The organism is Streptomyces sp. NBC_00019, assembly GCF_045041015.1.
Taxonomy (GTDB): domain Bacteria; phylum Actinomycetota; class Actinomycetes; order Streptomycetales; family Streptomycetaceae; genus Streptomyces.
On the sequence record NZ_CP108302.1, the window covers coordinates 5,346,208 to 5,370,010 of the forward strand.

Here is a 23,803-nt window from a genome sequence, read left to right on the forward strand (position 1 = left end):
CATGTTTCACGTGAAACACCCTCGGCGGGCGATATGGCGGCTAACCGCTCGATCCTCCGAAGATGCCTCCATTGCCGTTGCCTCTGGTGTTCCCGGTTGACTCCGTGGCCGTCGGCGTGGAGCTCGTGCCTCCGTCCGTGCCGCCGGTGTTCGTACCTCCGGTGTCCTCACACTGGAAGCCGAAGCAGGTCTCCGTCGCCGAGGGCGAGGGAGCGGTGAGGGACGGGCTCGGCGTCGGGGTCGGCGTCGCGCTGACGGTCGGGGTCGGCGTCGCGCTGACGGTCGGGGTCGGGGAGGGGGCACCCGCCTCGTCCTGGACCTCGCCGATCTTCTCGGCGTCCGGGAAGCCGGGGTCGTTGTCGCCCTTCAGAGCAGCCTTCATGTACTCGGTCCAGATCGACGTGGGGATGTCACCACCGTGGATGGAGTCCTCACCCGCCGTGCCGTTCATGGAGAGCAGCTTGCTGTTCTTGGGGTCCTCTCGGAACATCGCGATGGACGTCGACAGCTGCTGGGTGTAGCCGACGAACCAGGCCGACTTGTTGCTGTCGGTGGTACCGGTCTTGCCGGCCGCCGTACGGCCCAGGGCCTTCGCGTTCTGACCCGTACCGTTCTGGATGACGTTCTCGAGGGTGTCCGTGACGTTGTTCGCCACGTTCTCGGGCATGGCCAGCTTGACCTTCGGCTTGTCGAAGCCCGACAGCGGCTGTCCGTCCTTCTTGACCTCGGTCACCGAGTACGGGTCCGCGTGCTTGCCGGATGCGGCAAACGTGGCGTAGGCGTCTGCCATTCGAATGGCACTGGGAGTCGAGGTACCGAGGGCGAACGACGGGTTGAGCGTTTCGAAGCTCTGATCCAGGATGCCGGACGCCTTGGCCACATCCCGCACCTTGCTCATCCCGACATCCATGCCGAGCTGCACGAACGGCGTGTTGATGGATTGCTCCATCGCCTTGCGGAGACTGATGTAGCCCCAGGGGTAGTCACTCTCGTTCTCCTGGAAGAAGACCGAGTTGTCCTTCTTCAGGACGTAAGTGCCGTCGTTGTTCCTGACCTTCAGATGGTCGTTGCCGTTGTACTTGCTCAGTGGCGAGACCCCTACGTCCGGGTCCTTGTACGTGCCGTACTCCATGGCCGCCGCGAGCACGAACGGCTTCCACGTCGAGCCGACGGGGACACCCGAGGTGTCCGCGTTGTTGTTGAAGTGGTCGTTCTCGTACCCGGCGCCCCCGTACAGAGCGACGATGGCGCCGTCCTTGGGCTTCACCGACGCCGCACCGAACTGAACGTGCTTGTCCAGTTCACGCTTCTTCGGGTCGATCTTCTCGCTCTCGATCTTCTTCACGGCCTTGGCGAGAGCGTCGACCTTGTCCTTCTCGAAGGTCGTGTAGATCTGGTAGCCGCCCTTGTCGAACTCGGTCCGCGAGATGTCCGAGTGGGCCAGCACGTACTTCTTGGCCGTGTCGACCAGGTAGCTGGTCTGGCCGGTCATGCCCTTGGTCGCCTTGAGCCCCTGGGGCATGGGGTACTTCTTGGTGGCCGTCTGGTACTCGGCGTCCGTCAGATGCTTGTCGTCGTGCATCTGCTCGAGGATCCAGCCCCAGCGGTACTTGGAGCGCTCGGTGTTCTTCGCCTTGGTCGCCGAGGGGTCGTAGCTCGTGTTGTCCACGGGGTCGTAGTACGTCGGGCCCTTGAGCAGCGCGGCCAGGAAGGCGCACTGGCTCGGCGACAGGTCTTCCGCGTCCACGCCGTAGTAGGTCTGCGCGGCGGCCTGGATGCCGTACGCGTCACGGCCGTAGTACGAGGTGTTCAGGTAGCCCTGCAGGATCTCGTCCTTGGTGAGCTTCGTGCCCACCTTTATGGAGATGAACATCTCCTTGAACTTCCGGGAGACCGTCTGTTCCTGGCTCAGGTAGGTGTTCTTCACGTACTGCTGGGTGATCGTCGAACCACCCTGCGTGTCACCGCCCCGCGCCATGTTGGCCAGCGCTCGGGCGATACCCATGGGGTCGACGCCCGAGTCGGAGTAGAAGCTCTTGTTCTCGGCCGAGATCACGGCCCACTGCATGGCCTTGGGAATCTTGTCGATCGTGACGTTCTGTCGGTTCGCCCCGGCTCCCGTCGCGACCATCTGGGAGCCGTCCTCCCAGTAGTAGACGTTGTTCTCCGACTTGGCCGCGGTGTTCTCGCTGGGGATGCCGACCATGGCGTATCCGATACCCGCGATCGCCACCAGACCGCCGAAGAACGCCAGGCACAGCCCGGAGACGAGCTTCCAGGACGGCATCCAGCGCTGCCAGCCGTACTTACCGGCGCGCGGATAGTCGATGAACCGGTTCTTGCTCGAGGCGGCGGCTCGGCCCCGTCCAGGACCGCTCGGGCCGCCCGGGCCACCGCGTCGGGCGCCACGGCCGACGGGTTCGGCCGCTCTGCGTCGGCTGCCCCCGCTTCTCTGGGCCGCGCGCCGGGCATCGGCACGGCCGCCGAACGGCCGCTCCTCGCCTCCCGACCCGTATGAACCCGACCCGTACGAGTCGGAAGGAGACTCGGTGGCGCCACGCGGTGCCGCACGGCGGCCGGAGGACGAGCCGGACTGGCCGCGTCGGGCCGCGGCACGTCCGCCTCCCTGCGGCTGCGGCGGTTTGCGACGGTGCTCGCTCATCGAACGACTACTCCTCGGGCAGGCGCACCTTTGCGCGCCTGGAAACGGCGGCTGGTTTCCGGTCCCCCCGAAGTACGGATGTGGTCGCTTTCGCATTCACCCGTACTGCACCGAGGACGACGACGCCCCCAGGCGTCACTCGGTTCCCGGTGGTGTGCATGCCGCACAGACTACGCACCGTCAAAACCCTCCTAGCCCCGAAGTTCACCCCAAATCAGGCAACTTGCCTCGGATGAATAAGTGATGTGATCCCGTTCACCATCTCCCCACTTGTCCCATCCGGATGGCCGTTCTATCGTCTTGATGTATCGAGTCGATACATCAGAGCGAGATAAGCGAGCCAGGGACGAGGAGGCGAGAGGATGAGCCGACGCTCAGGGATCCTTGAGTTCGCCGTACTCGGCCTGCTCCGCGAGTCCCCGATGCACGGCTATGAGCTGCGGAAACGACTCAATACGTCTCTGGGCGTGTTCCGTGCGTTCAGCTACGGCACGCTCTACCCCTGTCTCAAGACGCTGGTCGCCAATGGCTGGTTGATCGAAGAGCCGGGACACGCTCCTGAAGACGCTCTCGCCGCATCACTCGCGGGACGTCGCGCCAAGATCGTCTATCGGTTGACGGCGGAAGGTAAGGAGCACTTCGAGGACCTGCTCTCGCAGACCGGCCCCGACTCGTACGAGGACGAGCACTTCGCCGCGCGTTTCGCCTTCTTCGGCCAGACGTCGCGCGACGTACGCGTACGCGTGCTGGAAGGCCGCCGCAGCCGGTTGGAGGACCGGCTGGACAAGATGCGCGTCTCCTTCGCGCGCACCCGCGAGCGCCTCGACGACTACACGCTTGAGCTCCAGCGCCACGGAATGGAGTCCGTGGAGCGCGAAGTGCGCTGGCTGAACGAGCTCATCGAGAGCGAGCGGGCCGGACGGGACCTCAAGGGGTCCGGCTCCGGGGGGCCCGCTCAGCCCTCTCAGCAGAACAACACATCTGGAGCGTCGGGCAACCTGCCACGGGCCGGGGACACCCCCCGGCCCGATACGCCCGACGACACCATCACGTGAGCGCCCAGTCAGGGCCTCACTCATACACACAGGGAGCAACCGGAATGGGTTCGGTCCGCGTAGCCATCGTTGGCGTGGGCAACTGCGCCGCGTCGCTGGTCCAGGGAGTCGAGTACTACAAGGACGCCGACCCGGCGACCAAGGTCCCCGGCCTCATGCACGTCCAGTTCGGCGACTACCACGTCGGTGACGTCGAGTTCGTCGCCGCCTTCGACGTCGACGCGAAGAAGGTCGGCCTCGACCTCTCGGACGCCATCGGTGCCAGCGAGAACAACACCATCAAGATCTGCGACGTCCCGAACAAGGGCGTCACGGTCCAGCGCGGCCACACCCACGACGGTCTCGGCAAGTACTACCGCGAGACCATCGAGGAGTCCGCCGAGGCCCCGGTCGACATCGTCCAGATCCTCAAGGACAAGCAGGTCGACGTTCTCGTCTGCTACCTGCCCGTCGGTTCCGAGGACGCGGCGAAGTTCTACGCCCAGTGCGCCATCGACGCCAAGGTCGCCTTCGTCAACGCCCTTCCGGTCTTCATCGCCGGCACCAAGGAGTGGGCGGACAAGTTCACCGAGGCGGGCGTCCCGATCGTCGGTGACGACATCAAGTCGCAGGTCGGCGCCACCATCACGCACCGCGTGATGGCGAAGCTGTTCGAGGACCGCGGTGTCCGTCTCGAGCGCACCATGCAGCTCAACGTCGGCGGCAACATGGACTTCAAGAACATGCTGGAGCGCGACCGCCTCGAGTCCAAGAAGATCTCGAAGACGCAGGCCGTCACCTCGCAGATCCCCGACCGCGACCTGGGCGAGAAGAACGTCCACATCGGTCCCTCGGACTACGTGGCCTGGCTCGATGACCGCAAGTGGGCCTACGTCCGCCTCGAGGGCCGTGCCTTCGGCGACGTCCCGCTGAACCTGGAGTACAAGCTCGAGGTCTGGGACTCCCCGAACTCCGCGGGTGTCATCATCGACGCCCTGCGCGCCGCGAAGATCGCCAAGGACCGCGGCATCGGCGGCCCGATCCTGTCGGCGTCCTCGTACTTCATGAAGTCCCCGCCCGTCCAGTACTTCGACGACGAGGCCTTCGCCAACGTCGAGAAGTTCATCAAGGGTGAAGTCGAGCGCTAAAGGCGCCAAGGCTCACTGAAAATCGCTCCTGCCAGGGCTGTGTCGAGGGTCCCCGGGTTGTACCGCCCGGGGACCCTTCCCGTATGTGAGGCTGACGGGTTTCGGGATCCGTCCTGATGTGTCAACCCCATTGGCCTCATGTGACGTGTCCAGTGTCGGCGTCGCATGTGAGTACCCAGATCGAATGCGTGACCTTTTCGCGGAGGTGTCGTTGATCAGATGACAGCATCACGTCGGGAAAGGGGGCTCCGGTGAGCCGGAAGCTGCCGCTGGGTCGGGGCGAGACGGCCCGTACGGCCTGCGCCCGTAGTCTGTTGCGGGCGGGGGTGGTGGAGAAGACCGGCGCGGTGCTGTCGGCCGGCATGCTGGCAGACCGGGTGGGCTGGGCGGCCAGTCTGGTGTCCGGTATGGCCACTGAACTGCTGGCCACATACTGGAACGCCGCCGATGTGGACATGTTGGCCTCCGGTGTGGACGCCGAAGGCCGGGCACTGCCGTCGAACGCGTGGATGGCGCTACGACGTCTGGGGTGGGCCGTGGCCCCGGCCGAGAGCGTTCGGGTCAACGACCGGATCGTGCGCATGGCCCAGGAACAGGCCGGGCGCACCCTGCGGTCAGTGACAGATCATCGCCTTCGCGCAGCAGTACGGCCGGTTTCCTGCCGATGTGTTCGAGCTGGAAACCGCTCCGCACACGGCTCGGATGCTGCTGCTATCAGCCTGTGACGGGCAGCAGGCGTCGATCGCCCGCGCCGACGATCCGAGCCGGGCGCTGCTGCGGGTACAGCTGCCTACCCGCCCCGACCCGCGCTCCTACGCCGACTGGATGTGGGTAGCCTGCCCCATCGTGTTGCCACCGACCGTTCCGCCCAATGCGGTACTACACCTGCCCACGCTCCGCGTTCACCAGAGCACGGTGCGGGCTGATCTGGCCTACACGCACGCCGTGCCGAAGGCCCGACGCAGCGGCCACACGATCGCGCTGGGTGTGGATTGGGGGCTGAACACTCTGCTGAGCGCGGGCGCGGTTCGTCTGTACGGCGACGGAAAGATCACTGCTCTGGGCGCAGGCGCGATGTTCCGGGCGGCCGGTGTCCTGGCCAAACAGCACCGGCTGCGCCGCGAGTCCGAGCACCTGCACACGAAGACCGACCAATATCAGCGGCTCATGGCCGAATGACGCGCAGCATCCGCTGAGGGACAGGCACCACGTGCTCGCCGAAGAGATCCGGCACGTCTCCCTCCGGCGCTCGAACCTCAACGGCGCGCTCGCCTGGGCTGCGGCCCGCTGGGTGATCGACCAGGCCATCACCACCGGCGCGACAGTGATCTACGTCGAGGACCTTCGATCCATGGAAGCGCGGGGCATGGGCCGTACCCTCAATACCCGCCTATCCCAACAGGTCCGCGGGCAGGTCATGGAACGGACACGGCACCTGGCCGCCGAGGTTGGTATCGTCGTCGTAACCGTGCCCGCCCGGGGCACCTCCCGGCGCTGCCCCCGCTGCCTCGTCCCGCTACGCCACCGCAAGGCCCCCAACCGGCCCACCACCCCCGGCTGGAAATGGGCCGTCTGCCCCAGTCCAGAGTGCGGCTGGCAGGGCGACCGCGACACCGGGGCCTGGCAGCGTATCGCCGCCCGTGGCCTGGCCCATCAGACCAAGACCGTCACCGACAGGGCTGATGGCACCATGGCCATCCGCTCGGTGGTGGACAAGCTCGAAGCCAACGCCGTGGTCGCCCCGGCCACGAAGACTCGCCGGGACCGGTCCAAGTCCGGACGCACCCGGCGCCAGATCGTACGCCCCGCGCCCAGGCGACGCGGAGCCCCCTCCCCCACCAGGCCCTCGGGTCCGGCGGGCCAGCGTCCGGAGGGACACGCACCACCGGGCCGGAGGTGGCTGCCCCGCGCAGCCCACCGGCACCAGGGCGTGACGACGATCAGCACACCGTCCCCCAGACTTCGTCCGGGAGGACCCCCGTCCGGCCGACATCGGCCACGCGGAGCAGCACGAGGCGCAGGGTTCCATCTCCACGCCCACGCCACCCCGCCACGATGGGCAGAACTCGCGCCAGACACTCAGTCTGGCATGGGATCGCTTCGCTGATCTGAGACGCTGTGCGCCATGGCCGTCGTACGTGACCTGCGCGTCCTGCTGCGCTTCCAAGGCTTCAGACGCCTGCTCGCCGTACGTCTGCTCTCCCAGGGCGCCGACGGCGTCTACCAGGTCGCACTCGCCGCCTACGTCGTCTTCTCCCCGGAGAAACAGACCTCGGCCTCCGCCATCGCCTCCGCCATGGCCGTGCTGTTGCTCCCGTACTCCCTCGTGGGCCCTTTCGCCGGCGTCCTGCTGGACCGCTGGCGCCGCCGCCAGGTATTCCTCTACGGCAACCTGGTGCGCGCCCTGATGGCCACGGCGACCGCCGTCCTGATGGTCAGCCACGTGCCGGACTGGCTCTTCTACGTCTCCGCGCTGTGCGTCACCGCCGTCAACCGCTTCGTCCTGTCGGGCCTGTCCGCCGCCCTGCCGCGTGTGGTCGACTCCGAGCGCCTCGTCATCGCCAACTCCCTCTCCCCGACCGCCGGCACGCTCGCCGCGACGGCCGGGGGCGGTCTGGCCTTCGTCGTACGCCTGGTGTTCGCGGACTCCGATGCCGCGGTCGTGCTGCTGGGCGCCGCCCTCTACCTGTGCGCGGCGCTGGCCTCGCTGCGCATGTCACGGGAGCTTCTGGGCCCCGACCAGGAGTTGGTGCGGCCAGGCCTCTCAGCCGCCCTCTCCGGCACCGCGCACGACCTGGTGGCCGGCGTGCGCCATCTCGCCTCCCCACCGCGCCGACAGGCCGCCCGGGCGCTCGCCGCGATGACGCTCATGCGGTTCTGCTACGGCGCCCTGCTGGTGATGCTCCTGATGCTCTGCCGGTACGAGTTCTCCTCGACCACCGATGACGGACTCGCCCTGCTGGGGCTGGCGTTGGGCATCTCCGGCGCGGGCTTCTTCGGAGCGGCCGTGTTGACGCCCTGGGCTGCGGGGCGGCTCGGCCCCGGGCGCTGGATCACCGTGTGCGCAGCGTCCGCCGCGATCCTGGAACCGGCTCTCGGCCTCCCTTTCGCCGTCGCGCCCATGCTCGCCGCGGCGTTCGTCCTGGGCCTGACCACGCAGGGCGCGAAGATCGCGACGGACACCATCGTGCAGTCGTCGGTGGACGACGGCTTCCGGGGCCGGATCTTCTCCGTCTACGACGTGCTGTTCAACATCGCGTTCGTGGGCGCGGCCGCCGTGGCTGCCCTGATGCTGCCGCCCGATGGACGCTCTGTGGTGCTGGTGGTCACGGTGGCCGTTATCTACGGGGCAGTTGCGGTGGCTATGGCCCGCTTTGAACGCCAGTAAGTGTCACATCAATGACACAGAGTCCCCCTGGGTTGCAGGAGTGTCAGTGGGGCCCGGTAGCTTACGTGCGTCTTACTCGCTCCTTATGCGTGCCACACGCCCATGTTCTAGGGGGACCCCCAAGTGACTACTCCGCCGCCCCAGGGCCAGAATCCTTACGCCCAGGGCCAGCAGCCCCAGGCCCCGTACCCGCCCCAGGGCGGCAACCCCTTCGCCCAGGGCCAGCCGGGCGTTCCCCCGCAGGGCGGCGCGCCGTACGCGCCGGTTCCGCCGACCCCTCCGGCCCGGCGCTTCAACAAGAAGCTGCTGCGCATCGCGGGCTTCATCGTCGTCGCGATCCTCATAGCCGGCGGCAAGTGGTTCTTCGGGCAGACCGATGCAGAGACCACGTCCGTGGGCAGCTGCATGCACAACGAAGGCACGCAGATCAACCCGGACCTCAAGACAGTCGACTGCGGCTCCAGCGACGCCGAGTACAAGGTCGTCGAGAAGTTCGAGGACACCAGCAACAGCGACAAGTGCAAGTCCGTCAAGGAGGCCGAGATCTCCTACTACCAGACGGGCGACGGCCACGACGTGGTTCTCTGCCTGAAGGAAGTCAAGTAGGACCTGCAGCTAGCTACGCCGAGGGGCGCTGTTTCACGTGAAACAGCGCCCCTCGGCGCATCCCGGGGTCATGTTTCACGTGAAACATGACCCCTTTCGCTGTCTCAGCCCTGCTCGGCCCACCATTCCTTGAGCGCCTTGGCCGCAGCGTCTTCACCCATCGGCCCGTTCTCCAGGCGCAGTTCCAGCATGTGCTTGTAGGCGCGGCCCACGGCCGGGCCAGGCCCCACGCCGAGGATCTCCATGATCTGGTTGCCATCCAGGTCCGGGCGGATCGCGTCGAGCTCCTCCTGCTCCTGGAGCTGGGTGATGCGCTCCTCCAGGCCGTCGTACGCACGGGACAGCGCGGCCGCCTTGCGCTTGTTGCGCGTGGTGCAGTCGGACCGGGTCAGCTTGTGGAGGCGGTCGAGGAGGGGGCCGGCGTCACGGACGTAGCGGCGGACCGCGGAGTCCGTCCACTCGCCCATGCCGTAACCGTGGAAACGCAGGTGGAGTTCGACCAGGCGCGAGACGTCCTTCACCAGCTCGTTGGAGTACTTGAGAACCGTCATCCGCTTCTTAGTCATCTTCGCGCCGACCACCTCGTGGTGGTGGAACGAGACCCGGCCGTCCTGCTCGAAGCGGCGCGTGCGCGGCTTGCCGATGTCGTGCAACAGGGCGGCCAGACGCAGGACCAGGTCGGGACCGTTCTCCTCGAGCGCGATCGCCTGCTCCAGGACGATCAGGGTGTGCTCGTAGACGTCCTTGTGCCGGTGGTGCTCGTCGCTCTCCAGACGCAGGGCCGGCAGCTCAGGCAGGACGTGGTCGGCGAGCCCGGTGTCGACCAGCAGGGTCAGCCCCTTGCGCGGGTGCGCGGAGAGGATCAGCTTGTTCAGCTCGTCCCGCACCCTCTCGGCCGAGACGATCTCGATGCGCTCCGACATCTCCTTCATTGCGGTGACGACATCGGCAGCCACCTCGAAGTCGAGCTGGGCGGCGAAGCGCGCGGCCCGCATCATCCGCAGCGGGTCGTCCGAGAAGGACGCCTCGGGAGTACCGGGCGTGCGCAGCACACGCGCCGCGAGGTCGTCGAGCCCGCCGTGCGGATCGATGAACTCCTTCTCCGGCAGCGCGACCGCCATCGCGTTCACGGTGAAGTCACGCCGGACGAGGTCCTCCTCGATGGAGTCGCCGTACGACACCTCGGGCTTGCGTGAGGTCCGGTCGTACGCCTCCGACCGGTACGTGGTGACCTCGATCTGGTAGCCGTCCTTCTGCGCCCCGACCGTGCCGAAGGCGATCCCGACCTCCCACACGGAGTCCGCCCACGGGCGCACGATCTTCAATACGTCCTCGGGGCGGGCGTCGGTCGTGAAGTCCAGGTCGTTGCCGAGCCGGCCGAGCAACGCGTCCCGGACCGAGCCGCCGACCAGGGCGAGAGAGAACCCGGCCGCCTGGAAACGGCGGGCAAGGTCGTCGGCGACAGGCGCGACCCGCAGCAATTCACTTACCGCGCGGAGCTGCACCTGGCTCAGGGCACTGGGGGTGTCTTCGTTGGCGTTCGGCACAACAGAAGAGGGTACGTGGCCTGGGCGACGCCGAGCGCCTCCATTAAATCTGCACAGCCAGGCATGGGAGGCTCACCCCTCGGACGGGCGGAATCGCTTCCCTTTATACGCACACATACGGGACACCCCGGACCCTTCCTCCGATCTTGTGGAGCAGTCCGCGGCACTTCCCCTCAGCGCGCATCGTTACCATGCGTGGACGCACATTCCGACGACCACTGACGACGACGAGGGACGGGCGAGCGCGTGGCCGAGGCGGCAGACTTCCAGGGGATGACTCCCTCACCTGCCCGCCGGTGGCTCCGGCGCACCGGAGCCCTGCTCGCCGGGGCGCCTCTGCTGGCTGGCCTCCTCCAGCTGCCCGCGGCCACACCCGCGGCGGCCGCGTCCGGCTCGAGCACGGTGGCCGTGGCCCTCGACACGCTCACCCCCAGCGCCCCCACGGACGGCGACACGCTCACCGTGTCCGGCACCGTGACCAACAACAGCAAGCAGGCGGTCACCGACGCCCAGGTCGACCTCCGCGTGGGACCCGCGCTCAGCACCCGCTCGGAGATCGACACCGTCGCCAAGCGCACCGACTTCCAGCCGGGGCTCGACGGGACGGTCGTCGGCGGCAAGTACGTCAAGAAGTTCACCAAGCTCGCCCCGGGCGTCGCCCAGGACTTCAGCATCTCCGTGCCGGTCGACGAGCTGGATCTCGGCTCGGACGGCGTCTACCAGCTCGGTGTCTCCCTGACCGGTGAGACGTCCGCGCAGCAGTGGCAGCAGGTGCTCGGCATCCAGCGGACGTTCCTGCCCTGGCAGCCCGAGGGCGCCGACACGAAGACGAAGACGACCGTCCTGTGGCCGCTCGTCTCCACCGTCCACATGACGGCGGAGACGGGATCCAACGAGCAGCAGACGCCGGTCTTCCTCAACGACGACCTCGCCAAGGAGATCTCCCCGGGCGGACGCCTGGAGCAGATGCTGTCGCTGGGCAAGGAGCTGGACGTCACCTGGGTGATCGACCCGGACCTGCTGGCCTCCGTCGACGCGATGACACGCACCTACCGCATCGAGTCGGGCAGCACCACCGTGGCGGGCACGCACCAGCGGGTCGCCATGGCGTGGCTTGCCGAGCTGCAGGAGGCGGTGACGGACAAGGAGGTCGTGGCCCTCCCCTTCTCCGACCCGGACCTGGCTTCCCTCGCCCACAACGGCACGACGGTCACCGGTTCGCTGAGCCACCTCAAGGAAGCCACCGACGCCGCCACCACGACGGTGAAGACGGTGCTCCACGTGACGCCGAGCACCGACTTCGCCTGGCCCGTCGAAGGTGCCGTCGACCCGTCGATCGTCAAGGTGGCCACGTCTGCCGGCGCCGACAAGGTGATCGCGCGCAGCGACAGCCTCCAGGAGACCGGCGGGCTGCCGTACACGCCCTCCTCGGCCCGCCCCATCGGCGGCGGTACGACCGCGGTGGTCTCCGACGCGCGGCTGTCCACGGCCTTCGAGGGCGATCTGACGAAGGCCTCCGCCACGACGCTCGCCGTACAGAAGTTCCTCGCGTCGAGCCTGGCGCTCAACGCCCAGACCGACAAGCAGCGCAGCATCGTCGTCGCCCCGCAGCGCATGGCGACGGCGAGCCAGGCCCGGGCGATGGCCGAGGCGGTGACAGCCCTCCAGGACGGGAACTGGGCCCAGACCCAGGGACTCACGTCGGCGGCCGCCGCCAAGCCGGACACGAGTGCCACGACCAAGGTGCCGTCGGCGTCCGCCTACCCGTCCTCGCTGCGCAAGCAAGAGCTGCCGAAGGCGGCCTTCGAGCAGATCGCGACCACGCAGGACAAGCTCGACAGGTTCAAGGTGATCCTCACCGACGCGTCCCGGGTGGTGACCCCCTTCGGGCGGGCCATGAACCGCGAGATGTCCACGTCGTGGCGCGGCCGCGCCGCCGAGGCGAACCGCTACCGCAACGCAGTGGAGCGGTACCTCAACTCCCTGGTCTCCCAGGTCAAGCTGATCGACAAGTCCGAGACCAAGCTCTCCGGGCGCAGCGCCACGATCCCCGTGACCGTGCAGAACAACCTGGTTCAGGGCGTCGAGCACCTGGTGCTGCGGCTCACCTCGACGAGTCCGACCCGCCTCAAGATCGGCGACGGCGAGTACCAGGAGAATCGGGTCGCGGTCTCCGGCGGGCACAGCCAGTCGGTGAAATTCACCACCTCCGCCCAGGCCAACGGCAAAACCACGGTGACCGCCCAGCTCTTCACGGAGGACGGCCAGGCGTACGGCGACCCCGTTCAGTTCGACGTGAAGGTCACCGAGTTCACGGCCACGGTGATGCTGGTCATCGGCGGCGGTTTCCTTCTGCTGGTCCTCGCCGGCTTCCGGATGTACACGCAGCGCAAGCGCGCCGCCGCCGCCCGGGACGCCACGGAGGACGACCCCGACGAGACCGGCGAGGCCGTGAACGGCACGGAGAACCCCGCGGACTCCGAGGACCGTCTACAGAAGGAGTCCGGCACCCTGCGCGGGGCAGACGACCCGGAGCAGCCGAGTGACCCTGCGCCGGACACCGCAGCGGAAAGCGCCGACCCGTCCGGCACGGGTGAGAGAGTGGACCGTTGAGGATGTCGTGGCCGCCGGTGGGCCCGGGACGATGAGGTGGGGTAACCATGAACGCGCCGTACGACGGTGACCGCGGCCAGGCCGCGGGCAGCTCGGGCTACCCCGACGGCCCGCCGCCCGAGCACGGCCAGGTGCCGCCGCAGCCCCCCGCGGACATGTACATCCAGGATTCCTACGACCAGGACCCCTACCGGGCGCAGGACCTCTCCGCCCAGGACCCGGTCGCCGAGGCGCTCTACGACCGCGCCGCGCACCCTCCGCCGCCCCCCGGCACGTACCAGCCGCAACAGCCGCTGTACGCCCAGCCGCAGCAGTCCCCGTACGCACCGGACCCGCACGTGTGGGCCCAGACGCCGGCCCCCGAGCCGGAGGGCCCGACCCAGTACCTGCCGTACGGCGACGATCCCCGCACGACTCAGTACGTCGGCGTCGACGACCTCGTCACGCACTCCGCCGAGGAGCGCCACGAGCCGGACGCCTTCGCCCACCTCTTCCGTGACCAGCAGCAGGGTGGCGGCCAGCCGCCGTACCAGCCCCCGTCGGTCCCCGGCCCTTCCCCGGCACCGGTCCCGGGCGCCGAGCCCCCCATGCCGCCCCCCGCGGACAGGACCATGAACCTGGGCACCGCCCCCGTACCGCCTCCGGCCGCGCCGGCTCCGGCGAAGAAGGGCGGCAGGGCCACGGGCCTGCTGAAGTCCAGCGCGGTGATGGCGGCGGGCACGATGGTGTCCCGGCTCACCGGGTTCGTGCGCTCCGCGATGATCGTCTCGGTACTGGGCCTCGGCCTCCTCGGCGACTCCTTCCAGGTCGCCTACCAACTGCCGACGATGATCTACATCCTGACCGTCGGCGGCGGCCTCAACTCCGTCTTCGTGCCGCAGTTGGTGCGTGCCATGAAGGACGACGAGGACGGCGGCGAGGCATACGCCAACCGGCTGCTGACGCTCGTCATGGTGGTGCTCGCCGCGCTCACCGCACTTGCGATGTTTGCCGCACCGCTCCTGGTCCGCGTTCTGTCGAACCCGGTCGCGACCAACCCTGCGGCCAACGAGGTCGCCGTCACCTTCACCCGCTACTTCCTGCCGTCGATCTTCTTCATGGGCATCCATGTGGTGATGGGACAGATCCTCAACGCCCGCGGCAAGTTCGGCGCGATGATGTGGACCCCGGTCCTCAACAACATCGTCATCATCGTGACGCTCGGGACGTTCCTCTGGGTGTACGGCACCGCGGAGCGCTCCGGCATGGCGGTCACCAACATCCCGCCGGAGGGCCAGCGTCTCCTCGGCGTCGGCATCCTGCTCGGGATGGTGGTCCAGGCACTGTCGATGATCCCGTACCTGCGGGAGACCGGCTTCCGGATGCGGCTGCGCTTCGACTGGAAGGGACACGGCCTCGGCAAGGCCGCCATGCTCGCCAAGTGGACGATCCTGTTCGTCCTGGCCAACCAGGCGGGCGCCCTCGTCGTCACCCAGCTCTCCACCGCCTCCGGCATCGACTCCGGCGTGAAGGGCACGGGTTTCGCCGCCTACGCCAACGCCCAACTGATCTGGGGTCTTCCGCAGGCCATCATCACCGTGTCCCTCATGGCCGCCCTGCTGCCCCGCATCTCGCGCTCGGCCGCGGAGAACGACGGCGGCGCGGTCCGCGACGACATCTCCCAAGGTCTCCGGACCACGGCAGTCGCGATCGTGCCCATCGCCTTCGGCTTCGTCGCCCTCGGCATCCCGATGTGCACCCTGATCTTCGGCGCCTCGGGCGCCGACCAGGCCACGAACATGGGCTTCATGCTGATGGCCTTCGGTCTGGGCCTGATCCCGTTCTCCGTGCAGTACGTCGTCCTGCGCGCCTTCTACGCCTACGAGGACACCCGCACCCCGTTCTACAACACGGTCATCGTGGCGGCCGTCAACGCCGCCGCGTCCGCCGTCTGCTACTTCGTGATCCCGGCCCGCTGGGCCGTGGTCGGCATGGCCGCCTCGTACGGCCTCGCCTACGCCGTCGGCGTCGGCGTCGCCTGGAACCGTCTGCGCAAGCGGCTCGGCGGGGACCTGGACGGTGCCCGCGTGATGCGGACGTACGCCAGACTGTGCATCGCCTCGGTACCGGCGGCAGTCCTCAGCGGCGCGGTCTGCTACGGCATCGGCCACACCCTCGGCCAGGGCGTCATCGGATCGTTCGCCGCCCTGATCGTCGGCGGGGTCGTGCTGCTCGGGATCTTCTTCGTGGCCGCTCGCAAGATGCGCATCGAGGAGCTGAACTCCCTGGTCGGCATGGTGCGCGGACGGCTGGGGCGCTGATATACGGGTACGCGCACAACCATCGTCCGCCACCGTGTGTCGTGCATAGCGGCGGACTGTGGGCACAATTGGGTTCGGCGTCGGACGGCGCGCACGGAAGTCGGTCGGCGCGCAACGAATGGGGAGGCAGGAACGACGGTGGCGGAACGCAGCACGGCTGCCGTCGACGTGGCAGACAACAGTGGCGACGAGCCGCTGACCGCACAGGCGGACCAGTCCACGGCCGACGGGGTGGCCCAGAACCGGGAGCGGGACACGGACAACAAAGAGGCACAGGGGAGTGGCGGGACCGAGAGTCCCGGGAAAGCCTCACCGCCCGAACTGCACAGCGGCCACAAGCTCGCCAGACGCTACCGGCTCGAGGAGTGCGTCACCCGTCTGGACGGCTTCAGCAGCTGGCGTGCGGTCGACGAGAAGCTCCGCCGCGCGGTCGGCGTCCACATCCTGCCTGCGGACCACTCACGGGCTCGTTCCGTCCTGGCCGCGGCCCGTTCGTCCGCACTGCTCGGTGACCCTCGCTTCGTCCAAGTGCTGGACGCCGTCGAGGAGAACGATCTGGTCTACGTCGTCCACGAGTGGCTGCCCGACGCCACCGAGCTGACCACGCTTCTGGCCCCCGGGCCGCTGGAGCCGCACGACGCCTACCAGATGGTCAGTCAGATCGCCGCTGCCATGGCGGCCGCCCACCGCGAGGGCCTCGCGCATCTGCGCCTGAACCCGAACGCGGTGCTGCGCACGTCGAGCGGCCAGTGGCGCATCCGCGGCCTCGCCGTGAATGCCGCGCTGCGCGGGATCACCTCCGACACTCCGCAGCGCACCGACACCGAGGCGATCGGCGCCCTGTTGTACGCAGGGCTCACCCAGCGCTGGCCGTACGAGAGCGACGCCTACGGCCTGTCCGGGCTGCCCAAGGACGTCGGTCTGATCGCCCCGGACCAGGTACGGGCCGGCGTGCACCGCGGCCTGTCCGAGCTGTCGATGCGCGCACTCGTCAACGATGGCGCGACCGCCTCCCGCCACGAGTCCGCGTGCACCACGTCCGAGGAGCTCGTGAAGGCGATCGGCGAGATGCCCCGCATCCGCCCGCCGGAGCCGGCGTTCACCGCGCCGCCCGAGTACCAACGCACGACGTACCAGCAGGGCACCTACGGCCGCCCCGCGCCGCACCCGGGTGCCACGCAGGTGCTGGCGACCCCTCCGCCCCCGCTGCAGAGCCGCACCGGCAGAGCCCTCAAGTGGGCCGTGTCGGCCCTTCTGATCGCCGCGCTGGGCCTGGGCAGCTGGCAGCTCGCGGACGCCCTCATGGACCAGGGCAACAAGTCCGACGACACCAACCAGACGCAGACGACGGACGACAACGACAAGGGCGGCGACAAGACCAAGCCGACCAAAATGCTCGGCATCGAGGGAGCTCAGGAATATGTCGCGAGCGGCGACGCTCAGGCGCCCGGTGACGTCAAGCTGACCTACGACGGCGACAGTTCCACGTACTGGCGGACCAAGCGATACAACGCCGGTCCGACACTGGCCCCTTACAAACCGGGCGTGGGCATCGTCTACGACCTCGGCTCGTCGCAGGAGATCTCGACCGCGTCGATAGGGCTCCGGTACCCGGGCAACAACACGACCGTGAAGCTCTACGCCACGGACTCTCTCTCACCCTCGACGGGCGTCGACGGGATGACGGAGATCGGAACCGCCACCACCAAGGGCAACTCTCTTACGGTGAAGGCGTCGAAGACCGTCAAGACGCAGTACGTGCTGCTGTGGGTCACGGCCGTGCCGTACGCGCCGACGGACGGGTTCAGCGGGGCCGGGTACAAGCAGGCAGTGACCGACGTGACGTTCAAGGGCTGAGCGCACCGCATCCCAGGGGAGGGGGTCCGATGGCAGATGGCACCGCATACGGCGACGCAAGCGATCAGGACCTCCTCGCCTGGCATGTGGACGGCGATCCCGACGCCTTCGGCGAGCTCGTACGGCGTCACCGTGATCGACTGTGGGCGGTGGCCCTGCGGACGCTCGGGGATCGTGAGGAGGCCGCTGACGCCGTCCAGGACGCCCTGGTCTCCGCCTACCGGGCCGCCCACACCTTCCGTGGCCAGTCGGCCGTCACGACGTGGCTGCACCGCATCACGGTGAACGCCTGTCTCGACCGCGCCCGCAAGGCGGCCTCCCGCAAGACGTCCCCGGTCGACGACACCGAGCGCCTGGAGCAGCTCCTGGAGCCGCACGAGTCGGCGTCGGCGCCCGCGGAGCGCAATGATCTGCACCGCCAGCTCCTGGAAGCCCTCGGCACGCTTCCGCCCGACCAGCGGGCGGCCCTTGTCCTGGTGGACATGCAGGGATACCCGGTGGCCGAGGCCGCCCGCATGCTCGACGTCCCGACCGGCACGGTGAAGAGCCGCTGCGCCCGCGGCAGAGCCAGACTCCTCCCCCTCCTCACCCATCTGCGGCCGGAAAACACCGGTGACAGCAGAGAATCGAGCGGGGGACGGAACCGGGTGCAGGGGACATCCGTCCCACCCGCAGCGGAACCTCGTGACAGAGGTCCCCGCGAGACAGGTCCAGGCGATTCAACTGCTGTGAAGGGCGGAGGTGGGCGAGCGTGACATCGACAGGCACGGCCGGGCACCCGGACGTCGCGGAGATCTCCGATCTCACCGAAGGCCTTCTCCCCCCGTCCCGGACCACGGACGTGCGACGGCATCTGGACGAATGCGAGCTCTGCGCGGACGTCCACGCCTCCTTGGAGGAGATCCGGGGCCTGCTCGGTACGATGCCGGGTCCCCCGCGCATGCCCGACGACGTCGCGAGCCGTATCGACGCCGCACTGGCCGCCGAGGCTCTACTCAACGCCACAGCCCCCGACACCGTGGATGCCCCCGCGCTCACCGAGGCACATGTTTCACGTGAAACATCGGTGTCGGCGGACCGACCCGTCGGCCGCCCCCGTAGCTCCACCACGGGCCCGGGCCGCAAGGACCGCTCCCGTGACGGGCGCCGCAGGATCGCCGTCCTCGGCACGGTGTTCACGGTCGCCGCTCTGGGGCTCGGTTCGGTGCTGTTGTCGTCCTTCAACGACGGCAAGCCGTCCGACCCGTCCACGCAGGCCGACGTCTTCTCCGGGAAGAAGGTCGAGACCGAGGTCTCCGCACTTCTGACACAGAGCTCCAAGGCAGGCTCCCGTGCCCCCCAGAGTCTCGGTGTGAACACCGTCCCCGAGAACAACCTCAAGAACAAGATCATCCCTCGGGTGCCTGCGTGCGTCCTTCAGGGCATCGGTCGCGAGGACGACCCACTGGCCGCCAAGAAGGGCACGTACGACGGCGACCCGGCGTATCTCGTGGTGATGGACGCGAAGGACACCAGCCGTGTCGATGCCTACGTGGTCGACGCCGCCTGCGAAACCGACTCCTCGTCCTCGGCGAAGGTTCTGCTGACGCACTCCTACACGCGACCCGCAGGCTGACACTTCACGCGCGGTCCACGGGCTGACGCTTCGTCTCTGGCCGGCGTGGTATCCCGTACGGTGTCGCCTCTCCGTGTGCCCGGACACACCGGGAATGCGCGCCCCTTAGGATCCGTTGGGTGGGGTGAGAGTTCTGAGAGGGGCTCCCACCGGCCGTACTGACGCAGTCCAGAGACGAGGAACCAAGTCGTGAGCGACGTCCGTAACGTGATCATCATCGGCTCCGGGCCTGCCGGCTACACAGCAGCGCTCTACACCGCGCGCGCGTCGCTGAAGCCGCTGGTCTTCGAGGGCGCCGTCACCGCAGGTGGTGCGCTGATGAACACCACCGAGGTGGAGAACTTCCCGGGCTTCCAGGACGGCATCATGGGTCCCGAGCTCATGGACAACATGCGCGCCCAGGCCGAGCGCTTCGGCGCCGAACTCATCCCGGACGACGTCGTCAACGTCGACCTGACGGGCGAGATCAAGACCGTCACCGACACCGCCGGCACGGTCCACAAGGCGAAGGCCGTCATCGTCACCACGGGCTCGCAGCACCGCAAGCTCGGCCTGCCCAACGAGGACGCCCTCTCCGGCCGTGGCGTCTCCTGGTGTGCGACCTGTGACGGCTTCTTCTTCAAGGACCACGACATCGCCGTGATCGGCGGCGGTGACACCGCGATGGAGGAGGCCACCTTCCTCTCGCGCTTCGCCAAGTCCGTGACGATCGTCCACCGCCGGGACACCCTGCGCGCCTCCAAGGCGATGCAGGAACGCGCCTTCGCCGACCCGAAGATCAAGTTCGTGTGGGACAGCGAGGTCGCCGAGATCCAGGGCGACCCGAAGCTGGCCGGCCTGAAGCTGCGCAACCTCAAGACGGGCGAGCTCTCGGACCTCCCGGTGACCGGCCTGTTCATCGCGATCGGCCACGACCCGCGCACCGAGCTCTTCAAGGGCCAGCTGGAGCTGGACGAGGAGGGCTACCTGAAGGTGGAAGCCCCCTCCACGCGGACCAACCTGACGGGTGTCTTCGGCGCGGGCGACGTCGTCGACCACACCTACCGCCAGGCGATCACCGCGGCCGGCACCGGCTGCGCCGCCGCCCTCGACGCCGAGCGCTTCCTCGCCGCCCTCGCGGACGAGGAGCAGGCGGAGCCCGAGAAGACCGCTGTCTGACCCTCCCTTCCACCCCACCCCGCATAACCAGTTAAGGAGCCCGCAGTGGCCGGCACCCTGAAGAACGTGACCGACGATTCCTTCGAGCAGGACGTCCTCAAGAGCGACAAGCCCGTACTGGTGGACTTCTGGGCCGCCTGGTGCGGTCCGTGCCGCCAGATCGCTCCGTCCCTCGAGGCGATCGCCGCCGAGCACGGCGACAAGATCGAGATCGTCAAGCTCAACATCGACGAGAACCCGGGTACGGCCGCCAAGTACGGCGTCATGTCCATCCCGACCCTGAACGTCTACCAGGGTGGCGAGGTCGCCAAGACCATCGTCGGCGCGAAGCCGAAGGCCGCGATCGTTCGCGACCTCGAGGACTTCATCGCCGAGTGACGTTCCACGTGACAGCTGAATGATGTTTCACGTGAAACACGAATGGGCCAGCCCATGGGGGCTGGCCCATTGTCGTTACAGCGGCCGTAGCGCCGGTTCCTTCTGCACGGCCCCCAGGAGCCGGTCCAGCGCCATCTCCACGTCTTCCTTCCAGGAGAGCGTCGTCCGCAGCTCCAGCCTCAGGCGTGGATGCATGGGGTGAGGACGGACCGTCTTGAAGCCCACGGCCAGAAGGTGGTCGGCGGGCAGAAGACAGGCCGGCTCTCGCCAGCGGGCGTCCCCGAACGCCTCGATCGCCTTGAAGCCACGCCGCAGCAGATCCTTGGCCACCGTCTGGACCATCACTCTGCCCAGCCCCTGCCCCTGATATCCGGGCATGATGAACGCCGTCATCAACTGCACGGCGTCAGGTGACACAGGGCTCGTGGGAAACGCCGTCGAGCGGGGGACATAGGCCGGAGGAGCGTAGAGCACAAAGCCCACCGGTACCTCGTCGACGTACACGACCCGGCCGCACGATCCCCAGTCCAACAGGACCGAGGAGATCCAGGCTTCCTTCTCCGGGGCAGCTGTGCCTGCCTTTACCGCGGCTTCGCCACTGACTGGGTCCAGCTCCCAGAAGACACACGAGCGACAGCGCTTGGGAACGTCCTGAAGGTTGTCCAGCGTGAGCGGTACGAGCCGACGGCCCATGAAGGCTGTTCCTCGCTTCCCTCGCCCGCGGCATCGCGGGCGGCTGTCAGAGCGCTGCGTTCCCGGATCAGGCTGCCGACGAAGCCGCCGACCGCGCCCAGCCCCAGGCCCGCGCTCACCAGTCCGGTGCGGCTCACCGTTCGCATGACACCTGCCCTCCCCCTGAGGTGCTGCCGGGTGGATGCGCCATACCCGAACGCATCGTATCCACGATGTGATTGCCTCGATACCGCCTGAAAGCAAAGAGCGGGCTGTGTCCGGTACCCGCCGGACACAGCCCGCTCTTTCGACTGCCGGGCATCGCGCCCTGCCGGTCTGAGGCTCTAGTCCTCCATGTCCTCGGCGTCGCCGTCCAGAAGGCTCTTCTGGAGGACGGGTCCCTCGCCGGGGGCGAGCGTGCCGAGGATCCGCTCGAGATCCTCCATGGAGGCGAACTCGACCGTGATCTTGCCCTTCTTCTGCCCCAGGTCGACCTTCACCCGCGTCTCGAAGCGGTCCGAGAGACGGCCTGCCAGGTCGGTCAGCGCCGGGGAGACCAGGGCGCCGGCTCGCGGCCCCTTGGAACGCTGAGCCGTCTGCGGTCGCGACCCCATGAGGGTCACGATCTCTTCGACGGCACGCACCGAGAGTCCCTCGGCCACGATCCGGTGAGCCAGACGGTCCTGCTCCTCCGAGTCCTCGACGGAGAGCAGGGCGCGTGCGTGCCCGGCGGACAGGACCCCGGCGGCCACCCGGCGCTGGACGGACGGCGAGAGCTTCAGCAGACGCAGGGTGTTGGAGACCTGCGGACGGGAACGGCCGATGCGGTCCGCCAGCTGGTCGTGCGTGCAGTTGAAGTCCTTCAGCAACTGGTCGTAGGCGGCGGCCTCTTCCAGTGGGTTCAGCTGAGCCCGGTGCAGGTTCTCCAGGAGAGCGTCCAGGAGAAGCTTCTCGTCGTCCGTGGCCCGCACGATCGCCGGGATCGCTGCCAGGCCCGCCTCACGGCTGGCCCGCCAGCGCCGCTCGCCCATGATGAGCTCGTAGCGCCCAGGACCGACCTGGCGTACGACGACCGGCTGGAGGAGACCGACCTCCTGGATGGAGGTGACCAGTTCCTGCAGCGCGTCCTCGTCGAAGACCTCGCGCGGCTGGCGCGGGTTCGGCGTGATGGAGTCGAGCGGGAGCTCCGCGAAGTAGGCGCCCACGGGAGGCCCGGGCGTCTCCGCGTAGCCGTTGACCGACGGTTCCTCGGTTTCATGTGAAACAGGCGGCAGCATGGCCACCTTCGCCGCAGCCACTCCGCGGTCGGTCGTCAGCACCGGTACGGCCGTCGGAGACGCGGAACCGGCGCCCCCCACCGCGGCCGGAGCCGGCGTCTTCTCCGTCGGGGCAGCAGGGATCAGTGCGCCGAGCCCACGGCCCAAACCCCTCCGTCGCTCACTCACTGGATGCCCTCCACCATGCTCGGGTTGCTCTGGGTGCCGATATGGGCCTGCGTCGGGTCATAGGCGACACCCACGCCCTTCAGCGCGATTTCTCGTGCCGCCTCAAGATAGGAGAGGGCACCGCTCGATCCTGGATCGTAGGTCAGCACCGTCTGCCCGTAGCTCGGCGCCTCGGAGATACGGACCGAGCGGGGAATGCTCGTCCGCAGCACCTCGCCACCGAAGTGGGTGCGCACCTCGTCCGCGACCTGGGACGCGAGGCGCGTCCGGCCGTCGTACATGGTGAGCAGGATCGTCGAGACGTGCAGGTTGGGGTTGAGGTGCCCCCGCACCAGATCGACGTTGCGCAACAACTGCCCCAGACCCTCCAGCGCGTAGTACTCGCACTGGATCGGAATGAGGACCTCGGCACCGGCGACCATCGCGTTGACGGTCAGCAGGCCGAGCGAGGGCGGGCAGTCGATGAGGATGTAGTCCAGCGGGTGCTCATACCCCTGGATCGCCCGCTGAAGCCGGCTCTCACGTGCCACCAGGGAGACCAGTTCGATCTCCGCGCCGGCGAGGTCGATCGTGGCGGGAGCGCAGAAGAGACCCTCTACGTCCGGGACCGGCTGGACGACTTCGGCCAGCGGCCTACTGTCGATCAAGACGTCATAAATGGACGGCACTTCGGCGTGGTGGTCGATACCCAGGGCCGTGGATGCATTGCCCTGCGGGTCGAGGTCGATCACGAGGACACGGCTGCCATGCACCGCCAGAGAAGCGGCGAGGTTGACCGTTGTCGTCGTTTTGCCCACGCCACCCTTCTGGTTGGCGACCACCATGACGCGGGTCTGCTCAGGCCGAGGCAGGCCCTCACCGGCACGACCCAGAGCCTCCACCGCCAATTGGGCAGCACGACCGATGGGAGTGTCGTCCATAGGGGGCGGTGTTTCACGTGAAACATCGTCCCCCATCGACTCGGTACGGGGACCGGGGACCGGATCGGTCATCGGTCCCGCGATGTTGGCGTCGGACCGCAAGGATTCACTCTCCTCGACTTCAGGCTCGCAATGAACAGAGCCTCCCATGTCTTCGGGGTCGTGAACCAGTGAGGCCTGGCGTTCTGTGGAGAAATCCACCTCTGTGGACAACTCCGTTACCTCTCTGAGAGACCCGAGAGGCTTCCGGTCACGCGGTTCGGCCGCGGCGCGACCACGGCTGATGATGCCGTGCAGCAGTGAGCGACGTTTCACGTGAAACACGATGCACAGCAGAAGAGCCCGAAGTGTCGCGACACTCCGGCATGCGTACGTTTGACAGCTTGTGTGGAGTACGTCTCGTCGTCAGGACGGATCAGCGACGCCGACGGCGTCGCTGACTCCGGCCGTCTCCCCGACG

General features: G+C 68.0%; 19 protein-coding genes. 14 read left to right on the plus strand and 5 right to left on the minus strand.

Translation table 11 applies throughout. The features are described from left to right. Window positions 1-40 precede the first annotated feature (40 nt). Window positions 41-2,287 carry a transglycosylase domain-containing protein gene (locus tag OHU89_RS25150; RefSeq protein ID WP_405654645.1) on the minus strand — a complete coding sequence of 749 codons (2,247 nt, stop codon included), beginning with the start codon at window positions 2,285-2,287 and terminating at the stop codon, window positions 41-43. Between the two features lie 737 nt (window positions 2,288-3,024). Between OHU89_RS25150 and OHU89_RS25155 the strand changes: the two genes are divergently transcribed. The 7 genes from OHU89_RS25155 to OHU89_RS25185 all read left to right on the plus strand — a co-directional run bounded on the left by OHU89_RS25155 (window position 3,025) and on the right by OHU89_RS25185 (window position 8,838). Then, window positions 3,025-3,717: a PadR family transcriptional regulator gene (locus OHU89_RS25155; RefSeq protein WP_405646010.1), complete on the plus strand. Its 693-nt coding sequence runs from the start codon at window positions 3,025-3,027 to the stop codon at window positions 3,715-3,717. Window positions 3,718-3,761: 44 nt separating this feature from the next. After that, entirely contained in the window at window positions 3,762-4,844 is a 1,083-nt protein-coding gene (locus OHU89_RS25160; protein ID WP_405646012.1) for an inositol-3-phosphate synthase, read from the plus strand. Between the two features lie 251 nt (window positions 4,845-5,095). Beyond that, the gene (locus OHU89_RS25165) at window positions 5,096-5,569 is read left to right on the plus strand and encodes a hypothetical protein (RefSeq protein WP_405646014.1); all 474 of its coding nucleotides are present in this window, start codon (window positions 5,096-5,098) and stop codon (window positions 5,567-5,569) included. Next, window positions 5,511-6,023, plus strand: a complete 513-nt coding sequence (locus OHU89_RS25170) for a hypothetical protein (protein WP_405646015.1) — start codon at window positions 5,511-5,513, stop codon at window positions 6,021-6,023. Before OHU89_RS25165 ends, OHU89_RS25170 begins: the two co-directional genes overlap by 59 nt. A gap of 238 nt (window positions 6,024-6,261) precedes the next feature. After that, window positions 6,262-6,951: a zinc ribbon domain-containing protein gene (locus OHU89_RS25175; RefSeq protein ID WP_405654647.1), complete on the plus strand. Its 690-nt coding sequence runs from the start codon at window positions 6,262-6,264 to the stop codon at window positions 6,949-6,951. An 18-nt stretch (window positions 6,952-6,969) separates the two neighbouring features. After that, entirely contained in the window at window positions 6,970-8,232 is a 1,263-nt protein-coding gene (locus OHU89_RS25180; protein WP_405646017.1) for an MFS transporter, read from the plus strand. 123 nt (window positions 8,233-8,355) lie between these two features. Continuing rightward, on the plus strand, window positions 8,356-8,838 hold the full coding sequence (locus OHU89_RS25185) for a hypothetical protein (protein ID WP_405646019.1): 483 nt from the start codon (window positions 8,356-8,358) through the stop codon (window positions 8,836-8,838). Window positions 8,839-8,942: 104 nt separating this feature from the next. Here OHU89_RS25185 and OHU89_RS25190 read toward each other — a convergent pair whose 3' ends face one another. Next, window positions 8,943-10,385 (minus strand): CCA tRNA nucleotidyltransferase, encoded by a 1,443-nt coding sequence (locus tag OHU89_RS25190; protein ID WP_405646021.1) that lies wholly within the window; start codon window positions 10,383-10,385, stop codon window positions 8,943-8,945. 246 nt (window positions 10,386-10,631) lie between these two features. Between OHU89_RS25190 and OHU89_RS25195 the strand changes: the two genes are divergently transcribed. The 7 genes from OHU89_RS25195 to trxA all read left to right on the plus strand — a co-directional run bounded on the left by OHU89_RS25195 (window position 10,632) and on the right by trxA (window position 20,306). Continuing rightward, window positions 10,632-12,998 (plus strand): DUF6049 family protein, encoded by a 2,367-nt coding sequence (locus tag OHU89_RS25195; protein WP_405646023.1) that lies wholly within the window; start codon window positions 10,632-10,634, stop codon window positions 12,996-12,998. 47 nt (window positions 12,999-13,045) lie between these two features. Further along, window positions 13,046-15,298 carry a murein biosynthesis integral membrane protein MurJ gene (gene murJ / locus OHU89_RS25200; RefSeq protein WP_405646024.1) on the plus strand — a complete coding sequence of 751 codons (2,253 nt, stop codon included), beginning with the start codon at window positions 13,046-13,048 and terminating at the stop codon, window positions 15,296-15,298. A 138-nt stretch (window positions 15,299-15,436) separates the two neighbouring features. Next, a complete protein-coding gene (locus OHU89_RS25205) occupies window positions 15,437-17,155 on the plus strand; it encodes a serine/threonine protein kinase (RefSeq protein ID WP_405646025.1) in 1,719 nt (572 codons plus the stop codon). A gap of 29 nt (window positions 17,156-17,184) precedes the next feature. Then, window positions 17,185-17,910 (plus strand): RNA polymerase sigma factor SigM, encoded by a 726-nt coding sequence (sigM, locus tag OHU89_RS25210; protein WP_405646026.1) that lies wholly within the window; start codon window positions 17,185-17,187, stop codon window positions 17,908-17,910. Continuing rightward, window positions 17,907-18,770, plus strand: a complete 864-nt coding sequence (locus OHU89_RS25215; protein ID WP_405646028.1) for an anti-sigma factor family protein — start codon at window positions 17,907-17,909, stop codon at window positions 18,768-18,770. The genes sigM and OHU89_RS25215 overlap by 4 nt, the downstream gene beginning before the upstream one ends. A gap of 189 nt (window positions 18,771-18,959) precedes the next feature. Beyond that, complete coding sequence (gene trxB, locus OHU89_RS25220) at window positions 18,960-19,928, plus strand: thioredoxin-disulfide reductase (protein ID WP_266890091.1); 969 nt, start codon at window positions 18,960-18,962, stop codon at window positions 19,926-19,928. Window positions 19,929-19,973: 45 nt separating this feature from the next. Next, the gene (gene trxA, locus OHU89_RS25225; protein ID WP_405646031.1) at window positions 19,974-20,306 is read left to right on the plus strand and encodes a thioredoxin; all 333 of its coding nucleotides are present in this window, start codon (window positions 19,974-19,976) and stop codon (window positions 20,304-20,306) included. A 75-nt stretch (window positions 20,307-20,381) separates the two neighbouring features. Here the strand turns inward: trxA and OHU89_RS25230 are convergent, their stop codons facing one another. The 3 genes from OHU89_RS25230 to OHU89_RS25240 form a co-directional block, all read right to left on the minus strand. Beyond that, window positions 20,382-20,999: a GNAT family N-acetyltransferase gene (locus OHU89_RS25230; RefSeq protein ID WP_405646033.1), complete on the minus strand. Its 618-nt coding sequence runs from the start codon at window positions 20,997-20,999 to the stop codon at window positions 20,382-20,384. Window positions 21,000-21,322: 323 nt separating this feature from the next. Continuing rightward, window positions 21,323-22,423 (minus strand): ParB/RepB/Spo0J family partition protein, encoded by a 1,101-nt coding sequence (locus OHU89_RS25235; RefSeq protein ID WP_405646034.1) that lies wholly within the window; start codon window positions 22,421-22,423, stop codon window positions 21,323-21,325. Continuing rightward, a complete protein-coding gene (locus OHU89_RS25240) occupies window positions 22,420-23,493 on the minus strand; it encodes a ParA family protein (protein ID WP_323185213.1) in 1,074 nt (357 codons plus the stop codon). The genes OHU89_RS25235 and OHU89_RS25240 overlap by 4 nt, the downstream gene beginning before the upstream one ends. Window positions 23,494-23,803 lie beyond the last annotated feature (310 nt).

Excerpts from the sequence above, each read along its gene's own strand:
- OHU89_RS25150 (WP_405654645.1), bottom strand. The coding sequence starts at position 2,287 with ATGCCGTCCTGGAAGCTCGTCTCCGGGCTGTGCCTGGCGTTCTTCGGC.
- OHU89_RS25155 (WP_405646010.1), top strand. The coding sequence starts at position 3,025 with ATGAGCCGACGCTCAGGGATCCTTGAGTTCGCCGTACTCGGCCTGCTC.
- OHU89_RS25160 (WP_405646012.1), top strand. The coding sequence starts at position 3,762 with ATGGGTTCGGTCCGCGTAGCCATCGTTGGCGTGGGCAACTGCGCCGCG.
- OHU89_RS25175 (WP_405654647.1), top strand. The coding sequence starts at position 6,262 with ATGGAACGGACACGGCACCTGGCCGCCGAGGTTGGTATCGTCGTCGTA.
- OHU89_RS25180 (WP_405646017.1), top strand. The coding sequence starts at position 6,970 with ATGGCCGTCGTACGTGACCTGCGCGTCCTGCTGCGCTTCCAAGGCTTC.
- murJ (WP_405646024.1), top strand. The coding sequence starts at position 13,046 with ATGAACGCGCCGTACGACGGTGACCGCGGCCAGGCCGCGGGCAGCTCG.
- sigM (WP_405646026.1), top strand. The coding sequence starts at position 17,185 with ATGGCAGATGGCACCGCATACGGCGACGCAAGCGATCAGGACCTCCTC.
- OHU89_RS25230 (WP_405646033.1), bottom strand. The coding sequence starts at position 20,999 with ATGGGCCGTCGGCTCGTACCGCTCACGCTGGACAACCTTCAGGACGTT.
- OHU89_RS25240 (WP_323185213.1), bottom strand. The coding sequence starts at position 23,493 with ATGGGAGGCTCTGTTCATTGCGAGCCTGAAGTCGAGGAGAGTGAATCC.